At 55.7% G+C, this 19191-nt stretch carries 18 protein-coding genes; 8 read left to right on the forward strand and 10 right to left on the reverse strand.

Going from position 1 to position 19191, the window contains the following annotated elements:
• Positions 1 to 8: 8 nt before the first annotated feature.
• Positions 9 to 1661, reverse strand: a complete 1653-nt coding sequence (locus ABMC88_RS07705; RefSeq protein ID WP_349576281.1) for a glycosyltransferase family 61 protein — start codon at positions 1659 to 1661, stop codon at positions 9 to 11.
• 207 nt (positions 1662 to 1868) lie between these two features.
• Here ABMC88_RS07705 and mutS point away from each other — a divergent pair, with 207 nt between their 5' ends.
• Positions 1869 to 4511, forward strand: coding sequence for a DNA mismatch repair protein MutS (mutS, locus tag ABMC88_RS07710; protein WP_349576282.1), 2643 nt, complete (start codon positions 1869 to 1871; stop codon positions 4509 to 4511).
• Positions 4512 to 4540: 29 nt separating this feature from the next.
• Here the strand turns inward: mutS and ABMC88_RS07715 are convergent, their stop codons facing one another.
• Entirely contained in the window at positions 4541 to 5095 is a 555-nt protein-coding gene (locus ABMC88_RS07715) for a nucleotide exchange factor GrpE (RefSeq protein ID WP_349576283.1), read from the reverse strand.
• Positions 5096 to 5104: 9 nt separating this feature from the next.
• Complete coding sequence (gene hrcA, locus ABMC88_RS07720; protein ID WP_349576284.1) at positions 5105 to 6169, reverse strand: heat-inducible transcriptional repressor HrcA; 1065 nt, start codon at positions 6167 to 6169, stop codon at positions 5105 to 5107.
• Positions 6170 to 6253: 84 nt separating this feature from the next.
• Here hrcA and rph point away from each other — a divergent pair, with 84 nt between their 5' ends.
• From rph to hemW, 3 genes are read left to right on the forward strand one after another with little or no spacing between them, the layout of a single operon-like run.
• On the forward strand, positions 6254 to 6967 hold the full coding sequence (gene rph / locus ABMC88_RS07725) for a ribonuclease PH (protein ID WP_349576285.1): 714 nt from the start codon (positions 6254 to 6256) through the stop codon (positions 6965 to 6967).
• The gene (gene rdgB, locus ABMC88_RS07730; protein ID WP_349576286.1) at positions 6964 to 7575 is read left to right on the forward strand and encodes an RdgB/HAM1 family non-canonical purine NTP pyrophosphatase; all 612 of its coding nucleotides are present in this window, start codon (positions 6964 to 6966) and stop codon (positions 7573 to 7575) included. Before rph ends, rdgB begins: the two co-directional genes overlap by 4 nt.
• Positions 7568 to 8737 carry a radical SAM family heme chaperone HemW gene (gene hemW, locus ABMC88_RS07735; RefSeq protein WP_439655587.1) on the forward strand — a complete coding sequence of 390 codons (1170 nt, stop codon included), beginning with the start codon at positions 7568 to 7570 and terminating at the stop codon, positions 8735 to 8737. The genes rdgB and hemW overlap by 8 nt, the downstream gene beginning before the upstream one ends.
• Here the strand turns inward: hemW and ABMC88_RS07740 are convergent.
• From ABMC88_RS07740 to ABMC88_RS07770, 7 genes are all read right to left on the reverse strand, one after another.
• Positions 8734 to 9627, reverse strand: coding sequence for a ParB/RepB/Spo0J family partition protein (locus ABMC88_RS07740; protein ID WP_349576288.1), 894 nt, complete (start codon positions 9625 to 9627; stop codon positions 8734 to 8736). The genes hemW and ABMC88_RS07740 overlap by 4 nt on opposite strands.
• A complete protein-coding gene (locus tag ABMC88_RS07745; RefSeq protein ID WP_349576289.1) occupies positions 9617 to 10444 on the reverse strand; it encodes a ParA family protein in 828 nt (275 codons plus the stop codon). The genes ABMC88_RS07740 and ABMC88_RS07745 overlap by 11 nt, the downstream gene beginning before the upstream one ends.
• The gene (gene rsmG, locus ABMC88_RS07750; RefSeq protein WP_349576290.1) at positions 10437 to 11045 is read right to left on the reverse strand and encodes a 16S rRNA (guanine(527)-N(7))-methyltransferase RsmG; all 609 of its coding nucleotides are present in this window, start codon (positions 11043 to 11045) and stop codon (positions 10437 to 10439) included. Before rsmG ends, ABMC88_RS07745 begins: the two co-directional genes overlap by 8 nt.
• On the reverse strand, positions 11045 to 12907 hold the full coding sequence (gene mnmG / locus ABMC88_RS07755; protein ID WP_349576291.1) for a tRNA uridine-5-carboxymethylaminomethyl(34) synthesis enzyme MnmG: 1863 nt from the start codon (positions 12905 to 12907) through the stop codon (positions 11045 to 11047). The genes rsmG and mnmG overlap by 1 nt, the downstream gene beginning before the upstream one ends.
• 12 nt (positions 12908 to 12919) lie before the next feature.
• Complete coding sequence (mnmE, locus tag ABMC88_RS07760) at positions 12920 to 14206, reverse strand: tRNA uridine-5-carboxymethylaminomethyl(34) synthesis GTPase MnmE (protein WP_349576292.1); 1287 nt, start codon at positions 14204 to 14206, stop codon at positions 12920 to 12922.
• A gap of 29 nt (positions 14207 to 14235) precedes the next feature.
• On the reverse strand, positions 14236 to 15507 hold the full coding sequence (gene rho / locus ABMC88_RS07765; RefSeq protein ID WP_349576293.1) for a transcription termination factor Rho: 1272 nt from the start codon (positions 15505 to 15507) through the stop codon (positions 14236 to 14238).
• Positions 15508 to 15635: 128 nt separating this feature from the next.
• Positions 15636 to 16085 carry a CopD family protein gene (locus ABMC88_RS07770; RefSeq protein ID WP_349576294.1) on the reverse strand — a complete coding sequence of 150 codons (450 nt, stop codon included), beginning with the start codon at positions 16083 to 16085 and terminating at the stop codon, positions 15636 to 15638.
• A gap of 404 nt (positions 16086 to 16489) precedes the next feature.
• Between ABMC88_RS07770 and ABMC88_RS07775 the strand changes: the two genes are divergently transcribed.
• The 4 genes from ABMC88_RS07775 to dnaQ are packed head-to-tail and all read left to right on the forward strand — an operon-like array spanning position 16490 to position 19188.
• The gene (locus tag ABMC88_RS07775) at positions 16490 to 17089 is read left to right on the forward strand and encodes a Maf family protein (protein WP_349576295.1); all 600 of its coding nucleotides are present in this window, start codon (positions 16490 to 16492) and stop codon (positions 17087 to 17089) included.
• Positions 17086 to 17922, forward strand: a complete 837-nt coding sequence (locus tag ABMC88_RS07780; protein WP_349576296.1) for a shikimate dehydrogenase — start codon at positions 17086 to 17088, stop codon at positions 17920 to 17922. The genes ABMC88_RS07775 and ABMC88_RS07780 overlap by 4 nt, the downstream gene beginning before the upstream one ends.
• A complete protein-coding gene (gene coaE, locus ABMC88_RS07785) occupies positions 17922 to 18509 on the forward strand; it encodes a dephospho-CoA kinase (protein ID WP_349576297.1) in 588 nt (195 codons plus the stop codon). The genes ABMC88_RS07780 and coaE overlap by 1 nt, the downstream gene beginning before the upstream one ends.
• Positions 18502 to 19188, forward strand: a complete 687-nt coding sequence (gene dnaQ / locus ABMC88_RS07790; protein WP_349576298.1) for a DNA polymerase III subunit epsilon — start codon at positions 18502 to 18504, stop codon at positions 19186 to 19188. Before coaE ends, dnaQ begins: the two co-directional genes overlap by 8 nt.
• Positions 19189 to 19191 lie beyond the last annotated feature (3 nt).

Consider the following 19191-nt stretch of genomic DNA (forward strand, 5'->3'; position numbering starts at 1 on the left):
TCACACAATCATGCGACGAAGCGAACCCACTCGTGATTGGTCACAAACGCCTCGTAACGTTTAGGGAAATCACGTTCCAGCACCGACAGCGCCCAACGAATGACCTCGGGGCGATCGCAGCTATTGGCGCACCAGAACAGGCGGATCAGCGTTTGCCAGCGGGATGGGTCGAGGTTGCATGCCTGCTCAAGCACAACCAGCTCTGACTGCGTCTCGCCCATGTCTTTGTGGCAGTCCGCCAAAAGCAGCATCAGATCAATCGACCCGCGCACCATCGGCTGATGCGCCTCCATCAATGTCATGGCTTGCTGCGCCAGTCGCGCACGCAGAAGCCGCCGCACCAGTTGTGCCAAGCTGGCGGGGTTCGGCATGTTCGGTGCGTGCCCCAGCGCGGACACGATAAACGACACCACTTGCGCGGTCCCCTTGGACGACAGCCGCACAGGCAAGATGCCATCGACATTAAATCTAGGCTCTATCAGAGGGTCTTCGGCATTATAATCCGCAAAAAAGCTAATGTACCGACAACCCGCCGCATTGGCCAAGGGCCAGAAATCGCTCCAGCGTTCTTGCGCGGTTTGCAGGGTTCCAAGCTCGATCACCAATGCGTCTTTGTTAGCGAAGAGCATATTGGTAAATCCGGCACCATGGCATGAGATCATGACTTCGGCCTGCGCCATCAGGGCGATCTGCTCTAACGGGGTGAAATGCTCGAACGCGACCTGTTCAAAGTCAAAGCGCGCCAGATGTTCGACCAGCTGCGCCTCGCCGTCGACAGGGCGTGCGCGGCTGTTGCGCATATCCCGCCCGACATAAAAGCGTTTCGGCAGATAGCTGAAATCATGCCCCTCGATCGCTTTCAGGGCGCGGGCACGAAGCGCAAGCAAGCTGGAACTGACCACATTGCTGTTAAACAGATGGCGGCCTGCAGTTGTGCTGAGATCAAGATCATCGCCTGCGTCTTTTGGCATCAGCTTGGACAGATCCGCGACATCGGCCTGCGGAGCCTGGGCCAGTGCGACGGTCAAATCGAATGCGGTCATAACCATCCCGTAGTCCTGCGGCGCACGTTCAAAGAATACACGCCCCGCGAATTCCGGGAATAGCGCCTCGACGAATGCGCTTGTGAAGTCGCGGCGCTTGTCCTCGCTGTTGGGGTAGTGGAAGGTAATGCGGCCCTGAAACCCTACCTCGTCCAGAACAGTCAGCTGGGTCAAAGATTCGACCATGAAATGATAGAAGTTGAACGTGTTGCGACACTCGACGGCGAAATCCAGATCGTTCTCGAGGAATATCTGCTCAACAGGCAGCTGGGACCCTTTGTTCTTTTTCTGGCACGCCAGCAAAAACGCCTGCAGCTTTTCCTCGGGGTCAAAGTCCTCTGCCTCGTTTTCCCAGCGATACGCATTCAACGCACGCCAGCCCGACGCGCCCGACATCACAATCTTTTCATCCACCAACATGGCCGATTTGCGGAATTCCGCCCGATCAGCAACCGCAGGCAGCACATTAACCTCAACCGGCGCAGAGAACCTTCGTCGCCTTAAAGTTGTTTTCACATGAGCACGCGAGCGGTCGTTTATCTGCGCATGATCGCTGACACCAAAGCCTTCGATGACCGCGCCGTCCATTTCGCGCCACAGAAAATCAGGCTTTCTCAACAACTTGAAGGCTGAACTCTGCCATGGGTTCAGGAACAAACTGTCAGGGTCAAAGGAAAGATCAATTTTGTTTCGCAACGGCTCGGCTGTCTCTTGTTGGACTTTGTTAACACTTGTTACCACACTAACGGGAATCGTCCACTACCGTACACCTCTTCCCTCGGGTGATTTGGTTTTGTAAGCAAGGCCCACACGGGGGACACGCAAATGAGTGCAGGCACGATCACACCAATGATGGCCCAGTATCTGGAGATCAAGTCCGGCTATCCGGACGCTCTTTTGTTCTACAGGATGGGTGATTTCTACGAGCTGTTTTTTGACGATGCCGTGGCCGCTGCCGAAGCGTTGGACATTGCGTTGACCAAACGCGGCAAACACGACGGCGCCGATATTCCCATGTGCGGCGTTCCTGTGCATGCCGCCGAAGGCTATCTGCTGACCCTGATCCGCAAAGGCTTTCGCGTTGCGGTGGGCGAGCAACTTGAAACACCGGCCGAGGCGAAAAAGCGCGGGCATAAATCCGTGGTCAAACGCGATGTGGTGCGCTTGGTCACCCCCGGCACCCTCACCGAGGAATCCCTGCTTGAGGCGCGTCGCCACAACTACCTCGCTGCTTTTGCCGAAGTCCGCGACGATCACGCGATGGCGTGGGTCGATATTTCGACCGGCGCGTTCCATGTGATGACATTGCCGTTGGTTCGTTTGGGCCCCGAGCTTGCGCGGCTTGCCCCTTCTGAATTGTTGGTCGCGGATGGCAAAGAGGCCGAGCACCGCGAGCTGGAGGCGGAGTTCAACCTCGCCCTCACGCCGCTGGCCCGCGCCAGTTTTGACAGCACCGGCGCGGAGGATCGTATTTGCAAACTCTTCTCCGTGTCATCGCTGGATGCTTTCGGGAATTTCACCCGCGCCGAGATTTCGGCCATGGGTGCGTTGATCGAATATCTGGACATGACGCAAAAAGGGAAGCTGCCGCTGTTGCGTAAACCCGTGAAAGAGGCCGAAGCGCGCACCGTCCAGATTGACGCAGCTACGCGCCGCAATCTGGAATTGACCCACGCGTTAACGGGTGGTCGCGCCGGAACATTACTGTCGGTTATGGACCGCACGGTCACCGCCAGCGGCGCACGTCTGCTCGAGCGACGCATTTCCAGCCCTTCGCGTGTGTTAGAGACAGTTCACGCCCGTCTTGATGCCGTTGATTTTGCCTATGACAACACCCGCATGTCCCAAGACATCCGTGACCATTTGCGCAGCGTGCCTGATCTGGAACGCGCTTTGTCCCGTCTGGCGCTGGACCGCGGCGGCCCGCGTGATCTGGCTGCCTTGCGCAACGGTTTGGCCCAAGCTGCGCAGCTGAATGAGACTCTAACGCAAGCAAAGTTGCCTGATCTTCTGCGCAAAGCTGTTGATAACCTGTCGGGCCATGATGACCTTGTTGCCTTGCTCGAAGAGGCGTTGATTGCTGAGCCGCCCTTGCTGGTACGCGATGGCGGATTTATCGCCACAGGCTTCCGTGAAGAGTTGGACGAGGTGCGGGTTCTACGCGATGAAGGGCGCAGCGTCGTGGCTGCGATGCAAAAACAATTCGTCGCTGATACGGGCATTTCGTCGCTGAAAATCAAACATAACAATGTGCTGGGCTACTTCATTGACGTCACCGCTACCCATGCGGACAAGATGCTGTCGCCGCCCCTTTCCGACACCTTCATCCACCGCCAGACCACGGCCAATCAGGTCCGGTTCACCACTGTTGAGCTGTCCGAGCTTGAGACAAAGATCCTCAACGCGGGCAACCACGCGGTTGAGTTGGAAAAACGTCTCTATGCTTCGCTTAGGGACGCTATTCTGGAAAAAGCGGGTGAGATCGGGGCGACCTCTGCCGCCTTGGCCGAGATTGATCTGGCCTGCGCTTTGGCCGAGCTTGCGCGCTCGGAGAATTGGGTAAAGCCGATTGTCGATAACTCCCGCGCATTTGACATTCAGGGCGGGCGTCATCCCGTGGTTGAGCGGGCCTTGGCACAGCAATCAGGCGCGCCGTTTGTGGCGAATGATTGTAACCTCAGCGCCGATAGTGATGCCGCGATCTGGCTTCTGACGGGTCCGAACATGGCGGGTAAATCGACTTACCTGCGGCAGAACGCATTGATGGCGCTGATCGCGCAAATGGGCAGCTATGTGCCCGCCCGCGCTGCGCACATCGGTCTGGTCAGCCAGTTGTTCAGTCGTGTTGGCGCCTCCGATGATCTGGCGCGGGGCCGCTCGACCTTTATGGTCGAGATGGTCGAGACGGCCGCGATCCTGAACCAAGCGGACGACCGCGCTTTGGTAATCCTGGATGAGATCGGACGCGGCACCGCGACCTATGACGGGTTGTCGATTGCGTGGGCCACGTTGGAACATTTGCACGACGTCAACCGCGCCCGTGCGTTGTTCGCCACTCATTATCACGAGATGACCGCGCTGGCGGGTAAGCTTGACGGCGTCGATAACGCCACCGTCACGGTGAAGGAGTGGGAAGGCGAGGTTATTTTCCTACACGAGGTCAAAAAGGGCGCGGCGGATCGGTCTTACGGTGTGCAAGTCGCGCAACTGGCGGGTTTGCCAGATGCCGTGATTGCCCGTGCGCGAGTGGTGTTGGAGGCGCTGGAGCAAGGCGAGCGCGAAGGCGGCGCGACCCAAAAAACGTTGATCGACGATCTGCCGCTGTTCTCTACCACGCCCGCGCCGCCACCTGCTCCACCGAGATCTTCTGCAGTGGATGATTTGATGCAGACGATCCTGCCGGATGAGCTGACCCCGCGGGAAGCCTTGGACCTGATCTATAAACTAAAAGAGGCGGCCAAAGAATGACCGCCTCTTTCAACATCTAAAATCCGAACTTACGCAGGGGTTGAGGAAACCCCGACCTGCGCAGGGCGCAGCAAACGGTCGTGCAGCATAAAGCCTTCGGCGGCGACCTGAATAATGTCACCCGCTTTTGTGGCGGGTACCGGAGCCTCGAACATCGCCTGATGCACTTTGGGATCAAAGCGGTCACCAACTTCGGGCGCGATCGGCGTGATGCCGTGCTTTTTGAACACTGACAGCAACTCCCGCATGGTCAGGTCAACACCTTCCAGCAACGGGCCAGAAACTTCGCGCTGCTCTTCGGTGGCGGATTCCAATGCGCGTTTCATATTGTCGTAAACCGACAGCATATCACGGGCGAGCTTCGAGCCGCCGTAATTCTCGGCCTCGCGGCGATCTTTCTCAGAGCGTTTGCGGGCATTTTCGGCGTCAGCCAACGCACGGGTAAAGCGGTCTTTGTATTGGTCCCGCTCGGCCATGACTTCTTCGAGGGCCAGTTCGCCCTCATCAATCTCTTCCATCTCATCGGCATATGCTTCTGCTTCAGCCGCTTCGGGGTCATCCAAAAAATCGTTCGGGTCTGCCATTTTCCACCTCTAACTCCGGTCGGAAATCAATTTCCCGACCAGTTGCGCCGTGTAGTTTACAATCGGCACGATACGTCCATAGTTCAAGCGCGTCGGGCCAATCACGCCCACAGCACCAATAATCTTTCGATCAGAGTTCATATATGGGGAAACCACCAAAGAGGAACCCGAAAGTGAGAAAAGTTTGTTCTCAGAGCCAATAAAAATGCGCACACCGTCGCCGTCTTCGGCAAGTTCCAGAAAATCGGCGATGTCGCGCTTGCGCTCAAGGTCGTCAAAGAGCGTGCGCACCTTTTCCAGATCCTGCGCCTCCCCACTGGTGGTGAGCAGATTCGCCCGCCCGCGCACGATCAGCCGTTCGGGATGGTCGCCCCCGCCTTCCCAAATCACCAAACCACTTGTCACCAGTTCGGCCGCAAGCGCGTCAATCTCCTGGCGGCGTCGCGCCATCTCGCTCTTGATGGTGCGCTGAAGCTCGCTCAGTGTTTTACCCTCAACCAGAGAGTTCAGGAAGTTCGCCGCCTCACGCATCGAGCTGGGGGTTTGTCCGACGGGCGGTGTGAACAAGCGGTTTTCCACATGCCCATCTGAGAAGACCAGAACCGCCAAAGCGCGGTCATGGGACAGCGACACAAATTCGATATGCTTGATCGGCGCTTCGTGTTTCGGGGTCAGAACCAAAGACGCGCCATGTGTCACACCGGACAAGGCCGTGCCTAACCGATCCAACATCCCGCCCACGTCATCCTCGTTCCGGCCCATGGTCGCGTCGATCTGTGCGCGGTCACCATCGTCGGGATTCCCGACTTCGAGCAAACCATCGACAAACATCCGCAACCCCATCTGCGTTGGGATACGACCTGCACTGACATGCGGGCTGTCGAGCAGGCCGAGATATTCGAGGTCTTGCATCACATTGCGAATGGTCGCCGCACTCACCTTTTCGGAAAAGTCACGGGTCAGCGTGCGCGACCCGACGGGGTCCCCACTCTCCAGATAGCCTTCGACCACGCGGCGAAACACCTCGCGCGAGCGGTCGTTCATTTCCTGCAAAACACCTGATGTATCTGTCATACCGACACAATAAAGGCGCGGGGGTTGCATCTGCAAGGGACGGGAGAGTATCCCGTAAGGCAAATCACAAAAAAGGAATATCCCATGCGCCCATCCGGTCGGAAACTTGACGAAATGCGCCCTGTATCTGCCGAGGTCGGGTTTACCAAACATGCCGAAGGGTCGGTTCTGTTCAAAATGGGCGATACGCATGTTTTGTGCACAGCCTCGATCGAGCCGCGTGTGCCGTCCTTTATCAAGGGGTCCGGTTTGGGCTGGGTCACGGCGGAGTACGGCATGTTGCCCCGTGCAACGAACACGCGAATGCGTCGCGAAGCGTCAGCGGGCAAGCAAGGTGGCCGCACCGTGGAAATCCAGCGCCTGATCGGGCGTTCCTTGCGCGCAGGCGTTGACCGCGTTGCCTTGGGCGAGCGTCAGATTTCCATCGACTGCGATGTGCTGCAAGCAGACGGCGGCACGCGCTGTGCCTCTATCACCGGTGGCTGGATTGCGCTGCGTTTGGCGGTGAACAAGCTGATGAAAGCGGGCGATGTCATCACCGATCCGCTGGTTGATCCCGTTGCCGCGATCAGCTGTGGGATCTACGCGGGCCAGCCCGTGCTTGATCTCGACTATCCCGAGGATTCCGAGGCAGGTGTTGACGGCAATTTCATCATGACCGAAAGCGGCCAGATGATTGAAACGCAGATGAGCGCCGAAGGCTCCACCTACTCTCGCGCCCAGATGAACGATCTGATTGACCTGGCGGAAAAAGGCATTGCCGAGCTGGTCGCGGTTCAGAAAGCAGCCTGCGCATGAGCCGCAAGTTTGACGGCGACCGCATCCTGATCGCTACCCATAACGCAGGCAAGCTCGAAGAAATGTCCGAGCTGTTTGCCCCGCTTGGCATCACCGTTGTTGGTGCGGCTGACATGGGTCTGGAAGAACCGGAAGAGACCGAAGATACATTTATCGGGAATGCGCGGATCAAGGCAGTTGCGGCTGTCAAAGCGACTGGCCTTCCCGCGCTGGCAGACGACAGCGGTATTCAGGTTGCAGCGCTGGATAATGCGCCGGGCGTTTATACAGCAGATTGGGCGGAAACGCCTGATGGGCGTGACTTTGTGATGGCGATGCACAAGACGCATGAACTACTCGAAAAAGCGAACGCGCCACATCCGCGTGCGGCGCGGTTCTGCGCAACGCTGGTTTTGGCGTGGCCTGACGGGCACGACGAAGTCGTCGAAGGCTTTGTGGACGGGACATTCGTCTGGCCCATGCGCGGCGAGACCGGGCATGGCTACGATCCGATTTTTCAACCTATTGGCGAAACTCGCACCTTTGCGGAAATGAGCCACGACGAGAAGAACAGCATGAGCCACCGCGCCGATGCGTTCACCAAACTGCTGGCGCGTTGCTTTGACTAGCGACCTTGGGGATGATTGGCGGCAGGGCGGCTTTGGCATCTATATCCATTGGCCGTTCTGCGAAGCCAAATGCCCCTATTGTGATTTTAACAGCCACGTCTCGCGCAGCATTGACCAGACCGCGTGGAAGCACGCCTATCTTCGCGAGCTTGACCGCTATGCGGCCGAGACGTCAGGCCGCACCGTCACATCCGTGTTTTTCGGCGGCGGCACACCCAGCCTGATGGACCCCGAAACCGTGGCCGAGGTGATCGCAAAAATCCGAACTCTCTGGCCTGTAGCGAATGACTTGGAAATCACACTCGAAGCGAATCCCGGCTCGGTTGAGGCGGGGCGGTTTGTGGCCTACCGCGATGGCGGCGTGTCCCGCATCTCGATGGGGATACAGGCGTTGAACGATGCTGACCTCAAACGCTTGGGGCGGATTCACTCCGTGGCCGAGGCCCGCGCTGCTTTTGACATCGCACGCACAACCTTTGAACGGGTCAGCTTTGATCTGATCTATGCGCGTCAAAACCAGACCCTCGCGGAATGGGAGGCCGAGCTGAAACAGGCCCTAACCCTTAGCATAGACCACCTTTCACTTTACCAGCTCACCGTCGAAGACGGCACCGCATTCGGAGATCGTTACGCGATTGGCAAGCTGCGCGGCCTGCCCGACGAGGATTTGGGCGCAGATATGTTTGACCTGACCCAAGACATTTGCGGCGCCTATGGAATGCCCGCCTATGAAGTGTCGAACCATGCACGCGACGGGGCGCAGTCACGTCATAACCTGATCTATTGGCGATATGGCGACTACCTCGGGATCGGGCCGGGTGCGCATGGGCGGCTTACGATTAACGGAAGGCGGCACGCCACGATTTGCTTTAGCAATCCCAAGCGTTGGCTTAATGCAGTGGCAGAAGCGACACCCGAGAAAAGCCGCGAGCCTTTGGACAAAAGCGATGAAGCCACGGAATTTATGTTGATGGGCTTGCGGTTGCGCGACGGAATTGACCTTGGGCGCTATGAAACTCTTTCGGGTGGTACGATCAATCCAACGACGATTTCCCATTTGACGGGTATCGGAATGATTGAAAGCACCAAAAACCGCTTAATCGTTACTGATCAAGGGTTTAAGGTGCTCAATTCAGTCATTTCAGAGCTTCTGACGGGTTAGGTTCCGCTCAACAGGCGGCACAGTTCATCCAGATCATCCAGCGACTTGTATTTGATGGACAGCTGCCCGCTTTCCTGCCCTGGCTTGTGCGACAAAGATACCTGCATCCCGAGGTTCGCTGACAAGTCCCCCTCCAGCGCTTTGGTATCCGCGTCCTTTTCGTCAGTTCCAGTCGATCCTGTGGGCTTTGGTTTGGCGTCACCCGCCTGCTCTCGCTTGACCAATGCTTCGGCTGCACGAACGGAAAGCCCGCCTTTGATGATTTGCTGTGCCAATTTCAGGGGATCTTCCGCTGGAACCAGCGCCCGTGCGTGCCCTGCACTCAACTGACCATCCCGCAGCAGCTCCAAAACAGAGGTCGGAAGGTTCAACAAACGAAGCAAGTTCGCAATGTGGCTTCGGCTTTTACCCAAAGCTTCGGCCATCTTTTCCTGCGTGTGCCCGAACTTTTCCATCAACTGTTTGTATCCCGCCGCTTCCTCTGCAGCGTTCAGATCAGCACGTTGGATGTTCTCGATAATCGCAACTTCTAGAACTTCGATATCGGTGAAGTCACGGACGATCACGGGAAGAGAGTGCAGTTGCGCCATCTGCGCCGCACGCCAGCGACGTTCCCCAGCAACAATTTCATAGCGCCCTTCACCGCGGGCACGCACGATAAGCGGTTGCAAAACGCCTTTTTCTTTGATCGACGCGGCAAGATCATCCAAATCGTTTTGAACAAACTGCTTGCGTGGCTGATCGGGGTTCGAGGCGATTTGCTCAATCGGGACGAGCTGATCTGCTGCCGCTGGACCTTGTGCTGCAACGGTCTCTGTTTCGCTCACATCTGCCATCAATGCAGACAATCCGCGGCCAAGACCCCGCTTGCGTTCGTTTTTATTCGACATGCTGCACCTCTTTGGTTGCGGTTTGATTATTTTGCATCAATTCGTCAGCAAGCGCGCGATACGCTTGCGCCCCTTTTGACAGAGTATCGTAGGCCAGAACTGGCATCGCGAAACTTGGAGCTTCGCTTACTCTCACGTTTCTGGGGATCATGGTTTTGAAGACAATGTCGCCAAGGTTGTCGCGGGCATCCTGTTCGACCTGTTGCGACAGGTTGTTGCGCCGATCGTACATCGTCAACACAACCCCCTCAATCCTCAGATCCTTGTTCCCGGATTGGCGGACTTCGCGAATGGTAAGCATCAGCTGCGAAAGTCCTTCCAACGCAAAGAACTCGCTTTGAAGCGGTACCAATACGGAATGTGCGCCGATCATGGCATTTACCGTCAGAAGGTTAAGCGAAGGGGGGCAGTCGATCAGAATGTAGTCGAATTTGAAAACATCCATTTGAGTTTGCCGCAACGCATCATGCAGCAGGAAGCTACGCTTTTCGTTGGACAAAAGTTCCAGATCGGCCGAGCTAAGATCAACCGTTGCTGGAACGATGAACAGGTTGGGCGTTGCGGTTTCCGAGATGACATCGTTCAGATCGATGTCTTCTAGCAAAAGCTCGTATGTCGTGAATTCACGATCGTCCAGCGCGATACCTAATCCCGTAGAGGCGTTCCCCTGAGGATCAAGATCAATCACCAACACACGGGCACCTTTTTCTGCCAACGCAGCGGACAGGTTTATGGTAGTCGTGGTTTTACCCACCCCGCCCTTTTGGTTCGCTACTGCAATGATTTTCGGTCCGTTTGGGCGGGAAAGGTCAGACACGCGAGATCTCCGTGATCTTTAGGATTGTAGCTTTCGTGTTTGTAGTACTCTTAATAACTTCAATGTCATAAGACCAATGCTTCTGTGCGACCTCATGTTCGATTTCCCAGTTCTCACCCTTTGGAAACAGTGCGACGCCTTTGGCATCAAGGTGGCGTTCCGCATGCGCAAGCAGACCGTTAAGATCGTCCAGAGCGCGTGCAGATAACACCTTGGCGCCAACCGGCTCCATCTGCTCTACCCGATCAGCGCGGACTATCACGTTAAGATCAAGTTCTCGCGCGGCAGTTCTCAGAAACGCGCATTTACGTTGATCGCTATCAACGAGGGTAAAGCTCCGCTCGGGATCAGCGGATTTTGCCATGATCGCTGCAACGATCCCAGGGAACCCACCGCCGCTTCCGATGTCCAGCCAATCACCATCGGCTGGCGCAAGATCATAAATTTGCAGTGAATCGACAATATGGCGTGACCAAATTTGGTCAGCATCACCTTTTGACACGAGATTTATCTTCTTTGTCCACTTTTGAACCAAAGCTTCGAACGCTCTGAGCATCTCTAATGTTTCACGTGAAACATCTATTGGGGTTTCGCCGGACATTATGCAGACCTTTTTGGTTGCTGCTTGCGTATTAATGCGAGCAGAAGGGTCAGTGCGGCGGGTGTCATGCCGTCAATCCGAGCCGCCTGTGCTAAATTTTCGGGCCTAGCGGCACTCAGTTTCAACTTGGCCTCATTGGACAAGCCTTCAGCGGAACCGTAGTCAAAATCTACGGGGATCGCCTCACCCTCATCTTTCTTGAGGAGAGCAACATCTAACGCCTGACGGGAGATGTAATTCGCATAAAGCGCGTCCTTTGCAACCTGGCTTGCAATTGCACCATTAACGGAAGTCAAATCAGGGTCAAGCTGCGCAACTTGATCGAATGAGACATCAGGGAACGACAACAGCTGAAAGCCAGTTCTACGTTGACCGTCTTGACTAACCGTTATGCCCACCGAATTGGCCTCTTTTGGGGTGAACGTCTTGCCTTCTAAAGCAGACCTGCACTCAGCCAACCGCTCCGATTTCTCCGAGAACACGGCCGCTCGGGTATCAGAAACGCATCCGAGGGCGATACCCTGCTCTGTCAGGCGCTGGTCGGCATTATCGGCCCTCAACGAAAGCCTAAACTCCGCTCTTGATGTAAACATCCGATAAGGCTCAGAAACGCCACGGGTCGTAAGATCGTCAATCATGACACCGATGTAGCTATTTGTTCGGCTGAATTGGACCGGATCAGACCCGCGCACTGCTAACGCTGCATTGAGACCCGCGACGAGCCCTTGCGCGGCCGCTTCTTCGTAGCCCGTCGTACCATTAATCTGGCCGGCCAGAAACAGCCCGGTCACGGACTTCAACTCCATTGTTTGTTTAAGACACCTCGGGTCAACGTAGTCATATTCAATCGCGTAGCCTGGTTGTAGAATCGAAACATTCTCCAGACCAACGATCGACCGAACATAAGATTCCTGGACCTCGACCGGAAGCGAGGTTGAGATGCCATTCGGGTAAATAACTGAATCGCTCAGGCTCTCTGGCTCGAGAAAGACCTGATGAGAGGTCTTGTCCGCAAAGCGGACTACTTTATCCTCGATTGAAGGGCAGTATCTTGGTCCGACACCGTCGATGTGACCACCATACATGGCGGACCGCTCTAGATTGCTCCGAATAATTTCATGCGTGGCTTCATTCGTATGCGTGATACCACAGGAAATCTGCCGGGCTTTCGGGCCTTTCGACAAAAACGAGAACAGGACCGGCTCGTCGTCTGCCGGTTGCATCTCTAACCCGTCCCAATTGATCGTCCGTCCATCCAATCTCGGTGGTGTACCGGTTTTCAGGCGCCCCAAAGATAGGCCAAAATCATCGATCCTCTCTGCAAGGCGCGTTGACGCCTTATCTCCCATCCGTCCTCCGGATTTCTGGACGTCGCCGATGTGGATAATGCCCCGCAAAAAAGTGCCGGTTGTAAGCACGACAGCTCCGGCGGAAATTTCGGTCCCTTCAGCCATCTCAACGCCCGAAACACGTGTCCCGTTCATTTTCAGGTCAACCACTTCACCTTCGACAATTGTAATAAGCGGATGAGCATCGATCTCAGCCACCATTGTTTCGCGGTAAATCTTACGGTCGGCCTGTGCCCGAGGTCCCTGTACTGCCGGACCCTTTCTACGGTTCAGCAAACGAAACTGGATGCCCGCCGCATCAGCAACACGGCCCATAACTCCATCAAGCGCATCAATCTCACGCACAAGATGACCTTTTCCCAACCCACCGATCGCAGGATTACATGACATCACGCCGATCGTTCCTTTCGACATCGTTACCAATGCCGTGCTTGCGCCCATTCGCGCCGCTGCATGAGCCGCATCGCAGCCAGCATGACCACCACCAATAACAATCACGTCAAAATGTTTCACGTGAAACACTCCTCATTTTCCAAGACAGAAACTTGCGAATATCTCATCTAGCAGATTCTCGGCATCAATGCGACCGACAAGCGCCTCAAGCGCGTGAATTCCGATCCTAAGCTCAGCAGCCGCAATATCATATTGATCAGGACCCGAACTTAACAACGCACCTGCCCTGTCAATACATTCTAATGAGCGCGCCATGGCAATCCCATGCCGAGCATGGGTGGCCAAGCCGGCACCCGACGCTCGCTGCCCCAAAGTATCGGTTAGCTCATCGATAAGCCGATCCACGCCTAGTCCTGTTTTCCCGGAAATAGAAAATTCACCGCCAAGCTGCTTATCCCCCTTCGCACTAAGTACGATATCACCATCCTCAACCGTAAGCGGTGCCTGCTCCCCCTGCCCTAACAAAAAGACCCGCAGGTCGGCTTCAGCAGCACGTCGCAACGCCAATTCAATTCCGAGGGTCTCAATCTGATCGTCGCTATCCCGAATGCCAGCCGTATCCAAAAGGGTCACTGGAAGACCATTCAGATCCATCCGAACCTCAATGACGTCCCGTGTTGTTCCGGCAACGTTGGACGTGATCGCCGCATCTCGGCCAGCTAAACGATTCAACAGCGTGGATTTCCCGACATTTGGCGCACCAACAATGGCCACCTCAAAACCCGACCTGATCCGCTCAGCTGTTGCAGTGCCTTCAATCTCGGCCTTGAGGGATACACTGACAGCCATCAGTAGATCGCGGACCTCGTCACTCACATCCACAGGGACGTCTTCATCTGCAAAGTCTATCGTCGCTTCCAACAGCGCAGCTGCACGGATCAGTGCCTTCCGCCATTCCTCAACCTTTGTACCCAAATCACCTGACAAAACCCGAAGCGCTTGCTTTCTTTGTGCTTCGGTTTCGGCCTCGATCAGGTCAGCCAACCCCTCAACCTGCACCAGATCAAGCCGCCCGTTCTCCAATGCACGTCGCGTAAACTCACCTGGTTCAGCAAGGCGCACACCGCCAAAATTGCCAAGCTCGTCTAGAACTCGCCGCATAATTGCGATGCTGCCGTGAAGGTGAAGCTCGACCACATCCTCACCTGTGAAACTGTTAGGCCCATCAAACCGCAGCACAAGCGCCTGATCCACAAAACCGCCATCGCGGTCCTTTACCATTCGCAATGCAGATGAACGGTGATCGGGCAGATTACCGACCATATCCGCACAAATCTGATGCGCCAGTGGGCCAGATACCCGCACAACGGACACCCCGGCACGGCCCATTGCAGTGGCTTGGGCAAATATCGTATCCATAGACCTAAGCCTTTGAATTTATGTTATAATCAGGTGTTCATTGAATCGAAGAAGTCAGAATTCGTCTTGGTCTGCTTCAGCTTGGAAATCAGGAATTCAATCGCGTCCGTTGTTCCCATCGGGTTCAGGATACGGCGTAGGACAAAAGTCTTCTGCAGGTCGATCTTATCCACCAGCAAGTCTTCTTTCCGTGTGCCGGATTTCAGGATGTCGATCGCAGGGAAGACCCGCTTGTCCGCGATCTTACGATCCAGAACAATTTCCGAGTTACCTGTCCCTTTGAATTCTTCAAAGATCACTTCGTCCATACGGCTGCCCGTGTCGATCAAGGCAGTCGCGATGATGGTCAGCGACCCACCTTCCTCGATGTTGCGTGCAGCACCAAAGAAGCGTTTGGGACGTTGCAGTGCGTTCGCGTCAACACCACCTGTCAAAACTTTACCAGATGACGGAACAACCGTGTTAAACGCTCGGCCCAAACGCGTCACGGAATCGAGCAGGATGACAACATCGCGCTTATGCTCAACCAGACGTTTGGCCTTTTCAATCACCATCTCGGACACAGCAACGTGGCGCGTCGCGGGTTCATCAAAGGTCGAGGACACGACCTCCCCCTTGACCGAGCGCTGCATGTCGGTGACTTCTTCGGGGCGTTCATCAATCAACAGAACGATCAGATAACACTCTGGGTGGTTCTTTTCGATCGAGTTGGCGATGTTCTGCATCAGAACTGTTTTACCCGTTCGCGGTGGCGCGGTAATCAAACACCGCTGGCCTTTACCGATGGGCGTGACCAAATCGATGATACGGGCCGAGCGGTCCTTGACCGTCGGGTCATCCACTTCCATCGTCAGACGTTCATCAGGATACAAAGGCGTAAGGTTTTCAAACGCAACTTTGTGGCGCGCTTTCTCCGGCTCCTCAAAGTTAATCTGCGTCACTTCGATCATGGCAAAGTAACGCTCTGTGTCGTCGGGCGCTTTGATCAGCCCTTCAATCGTGTCACCGGTACGCAGCGAATGCGCGCGGATCATGTCGGGCGAGACGTAGATGTCATCAGGACCGGGCAGATAGTTCGCCTCGGGCGAGCGCAGGAAACCAAACCCGTCTTGCAAAACTTCCAACACGCCATCGCCGTAGATCGTCCAACCCTCATCCGCACGTTCGCGCAGGATCTGGAACATCATCTCGCCCTTACGCATGGTCGAGGCGTTTTCGATCTCAAGCTCTTCGGCCATCGACAAAAGGCTCTTCGGCGACTTCGCCTTCAGATCGGCAAGTTTCAGGGTCTCGAGCGTCATGGGCATATCCTTAGCCGCGCAAAAATGCGCCAGCTGTGCGTTTGTACTGTCATCGGGTAGTGCGTCCCCGAACGGGGTGCTTAAACGTCTCTACGCCCCGCCAGCGCCGCTGTCAATTCTGCCAGCGTTCAGAACTTTACCGTGACCGAGAACACAATCAGGATCATCAGCAGCGTCGGCACCTCGTTTGCGATGCGGTATTGCTTCCCCGTGAGTGAGTTTTCACCCCTCTGAAATCCCTTCATCCGCCCCATGAGCCAGATGTGAAAGCCCGTCATGCCAATCACGCCTGTTGCTTTCAGCCACGGCCAGACATCGCCCCAAAACACAATCCCCGGTGTGGCCACAAGGATCAGACCAAACAGCCAGGTCGCCATCATCGCAGGGCTCATGATCACTTTGGCCAGTTTGTATTCCATCATGGCAAAGATTTCATGCGTCTCACCACTCAGGCCGACGCGCTCGGTGTGATGCACCATCAATCTAGGCAGATAGAACAACGCCGCCATCCATGAGATCACAGACACAATGTGCAATCCTTTGATCCAAGGATAGGCCAGGCTTAGAATATCAGTCATCTCGGGTTCTCCGTGCTGACCCTCTCTTTAATATAATAAAGAAAGAAAGAAAGAATGTTGTTTTAAGTAGGGAGGTCGAAATCTGTGGATCAAATATTTATGCACCAATCGGCGGTCGGGCAAAGCCTTCATGGGGTGAGCTGGGGAAAACATAGCTATGATTAAAATAAGCATTTAAAAACAGAATGATAATCCTTTATAGATGACATCTATTCTGTGGAAAACTCTGGTGATGAAGGTCGAACAGTCTTTTTTATCAACAGCCCTATTTGTTCTTTTCCACGGTGGGGGAATCTACGAAAAACAGGATGGAGACCTGTGGTTATACGCCTCTTGATCCTGAACCCCGAATTGCCGACAAGTTGTCGTTAAGAACATTTTAAGAATATGCACGAGTTATCCACATGGCTGTCCCCATCATCCTCGCCTCAGGCTCAGCGATCCGCCACCGGATGTTGGCCAATGCCGCCGTCGATCATACCGTACAGGTCGCCCGCGTCGATGAGGAGATGATCAAACAATCCCTCATCGCCGAAGCTGCGCCGCCGCGGGACATTGCAGACGCCTTGGCCGAGCTGAAGGCAGCAAAGGTAAGTGAGAAGAACCCAAGCGCATTGGTGCTGGGCTGTGATCAGGTGCTGGAGCATGGCGGCGTGCTTTTGGGCAAACCAAAGGATCAGAGCCATGCGCTTGAACAGCTGAAAACCCTGCGCGGCGATCGCCACACCCTGCTGTCGGCGGCAGTGATCTATGAAAACGGCAAACCGCTGTGGCGCCATATTGGCGTTGTCCGTCTGCGGATGCGCGATGCAAGCGATGCCTATCTGGACAGCTATATCAATCGCAACTGGGACAGTATCCAACACGCGGTTGGTGGCTATAAACTGGAAGAAGAAGGTGTGCGCCTGTTCTCGCGTATTGATGGCGATTACTTTAACGTTCTCGGCATGCCTTTGCTCGAAATCCTCAACTACCTCACCCTGCGCGGAGATATTGAACAATGACCGACCTGCCCCGTATCCCTCTGGCTGGTGTGATCGGATCCCCCATCGCGCATTCCAAATCGCCCCAGATTCACCGTCATTGGCTCAAGACTTATGGCATTTCGGGTCACTATATCCCGATGGATGTAAGTACCGACAATCTTGAAACCGTTCTCCGCAGTCTGCCCAAAGCGGGATTTGTCGGGGTGAATATCACGGTGCCGCATAAGGAGAAGGTGATGCAGATCGCCGATCTGGTGACGGACCGTGCGATCCTGATCGGTGCGGCGAATACGTTGATCTTTCGCAAAGACGGTAAAATTCATGCCGACAATACAGATGGGTACGGGTTTATCGAAAACCTCAAGGCGGGCGCGCCGAACTGGAACCCCCGCTCCGGTCCTGCTGCTGTTCTGGGTGCAGGAGGGGCGGCGCGTGCTGTGATCTCGTCCTTGGCCGAGGCGGGCGTGCCCGAGATTATGCTCTCGAACCGCACGCGTGTACGGGCGGAAAAACTCAAGGAAGAGTTTGGTGCGCGTGTCCGTATTTATGATTGGGTGCAGGCGGGGAATATGATGGATGACGCGGCTTTGGTCGTGAACACCACATCTTTGGGCATGATCGGAAAGCCTGAATTGCGCGTCCCGCTGGACGGGTTGCGCCCCGATACTGTGGTGACCGATCTGGTTTATGCTCCGCTTAAAACCAACCTCTTGGCCACCGCCGAAGAATACGGCTGCACCACAGTTGACGGGCTTGGCATGTTATTGCACCAGGCGGTCCCAGGGTTTGAGCGGTGGTTCGGCCGCCGCCCGGATGTAGACCGCGCCACCCGTGCGGCGGCTTTGCGCTGATGTTCTTGCTTGGCCTCACGGGCTCCATCGGGATGGGCAAATCAACCACTGCGCAGATGTTTGCGGATCTGGGCTGTGCTGTCTGGGATGCGGATGCGGCTGTGCACCGTCTTTATGGCAAAGGCGGAGCTGCTGTTGCGCCCTTTGCGGCTACCTTCCCTGATGCAGTGATTGACGGTGCGGTGTCGCGCCCTGCCCTCAAAGACATCATTGGCCGTGATCCCGCGGCTCTCAAACAGATCGAAGCGATAGTGCATCCGCTGGTCGGCCAAGACCGCGCCGATTTTCTGGCAGGCACGCAGGCCGATATTGTCGTTCTTGATATTCCGCTGTTGTTCGAGACAGGCGGCGATGCCCGCGTCGATGCAACCGCTTGTGTTGTCACAGATGACGCCACGCAAGAGGCCCGCGTGATGGCCCGTGGCACCATGACCCGCGACCAGTTTCTGGGCATCAAAGGCAAACAAATGCCCGCTGCTGAAAAATGCGCCCGCGCCACCTATGTGATCGCGACAGACACGCTTGAATCCGCCCGCGCCCAAGTGCAAAACATCGTCGAAACCATTCGGAGCCAGCTTGATGCGTGAGATCGTCCTTGATACCGAAACCACCGGTTTTGATCCACAAACGGGCGACCGTATTGTGGAAATCGGCGCGGTTGAGCTGATGGGTCACGTCGCGACAGGCAAGACGTTTCACGAATACATTAACCCCGAACGCGGTATGCCCGAAGAAGCGTTTCAGGTGCACGGTCTTGGCGATGACTTTCTGCGGGACAAGCCCAAGTTCGCAGCAGTAGGACAGGCATTCCTCGACTTTGTGGGCGACAGTAAAATGGTCATCCACAATGCCTCGTTCGATATGAAGTTCCTGAACTTCGAGCTGGGCAAGATGGGCCTGCGCCAACTCCCGTGGGAGCAGGCGATTGATACGCTTGCTATTGCCCGCAAAAAGTTCCCCGGTTCGCCCTCGTCACTGGATGCGCTGTGCCGCCGTTTCGGCATCGACAACTCGTCGCGCAACCTGCACGGCGCGTTGTTGGACAGTGAAATTCTGGCCGAGGTGTATCTGGAGCTGATTGGCGGCAAACAGCCCGACTTTGGCCTGTCCACCCGCGCAGAGCCAAAAGAAGGCGATCAAAGCAGCGCATGGACACCGCGCCCGCGCCCCGTTCCCCTGCCCTCGCGGCTCACTGAAAAAGAAAACGCCGCCCATGCCGAGTTTGTCAGCAAGTTGGGCGGCGATGCAGTTTGGTTAAAAACCTGATCG

This window comes from Sulfitobacter aquimarinus (assembly GCF_040149565.1).
GTDB lineage: Bacteria > Pseudomonadota > Alphaproteobacteria > Rhodobacterales > Rhodobacteraceae > Sulfitobacter > Sulfitobacter aquimarinus.

Coding starts and splice junctions, on each gene's coding strand:
- ABMC88_RS07770 (WP_349576294.1), bottom strand. CDS start 16,085: ATGACTGATATTCTAAGCCTGGCCTATCCTTGGATCAAAGGATTGCAC.
- rho (WP_349576293.1), bottom strand. CDS start 15,507: ATGACGCTCGAGACCCTGAAACTTGCCGATCTGAAGGCGAAGTCGCCG.
- coaE (WP_349576297.1), top strand. CDS start 17,922: ATGTTCTTGCTTGGCCTCACGGGCTCCATCGGGATGGGCAAATCAACC.
- rph (WP_349576285.1), top strand. CDS start 6,254: ATGCGCCCATCCGGTCGGAAACTTGACGAAATGCGCCCTGTATCTGCC.
- ABMC88_RS07780 (WP_349576296.1), top strand. CDS start 17,086: ATGACCGACCTGCCCCGTATCCCTCTGGCTGGTGTGATCGGATCCCCC.
- ABMC88_RS07715 (WP_349576283.1), bottom strand. CDS start 5,095: ATGGCAGACCCGAACGATTTTTTGGATGACCCCGAAGCGGCTGAAGCA.
- ABMC88_RS07775 (WP_349576295.1), top strand. CDS start 16,490: ATGGCTGTCCCCATCATCCTCGCCTCAGGCTCAGCGATCCGCCACCGG.
- mnmE (WP_349576292.1), bottom strand. CDS start 14,206: ATGGATACGATATTTGCCCAAGCCACTGCAATGGGCCGTGCCGGGGTG.
- rdgB (WP_349576286.1), top strand. CDS start 6,964: ATGAGCCGCAAGTTTGACGGCGACCGCATCCTGATCGCTACCCATAAC.
- ABMC88_RS07740 (WP_349576288.1), bottom strand. CDS start 9,627: ATGTCGAATAAAAACGAACGCAAGCGGGGTCTTGGCCGCGGATTGTCT.
- rsmG (WP_349576290.1), bottom strand. CDS start 11,045: ATGTCCGGCGAAACCCCAATAGATGTTTCACGTGAAACATTAGAGATG.
- hrcA (WP_349576284.1), bottom strand. CDS start 6,169: ATGACAGATACATCAGGTGTTTTGCAGGAAATGAACGACCGCTCGCGC.
- dnaQ (WP_349576298.1), top strand. CDS start 18,502: ATGCGTGAGATCGTCCTTGATACCGAAACCACCGGTTTTGATCCACAA.
- mutS (WP_349576282.1), top strand. CDS start 1,869: ATGAGTGCAGGCACGATCACACCAATGATGGCCCAGTATCTGGAGATC.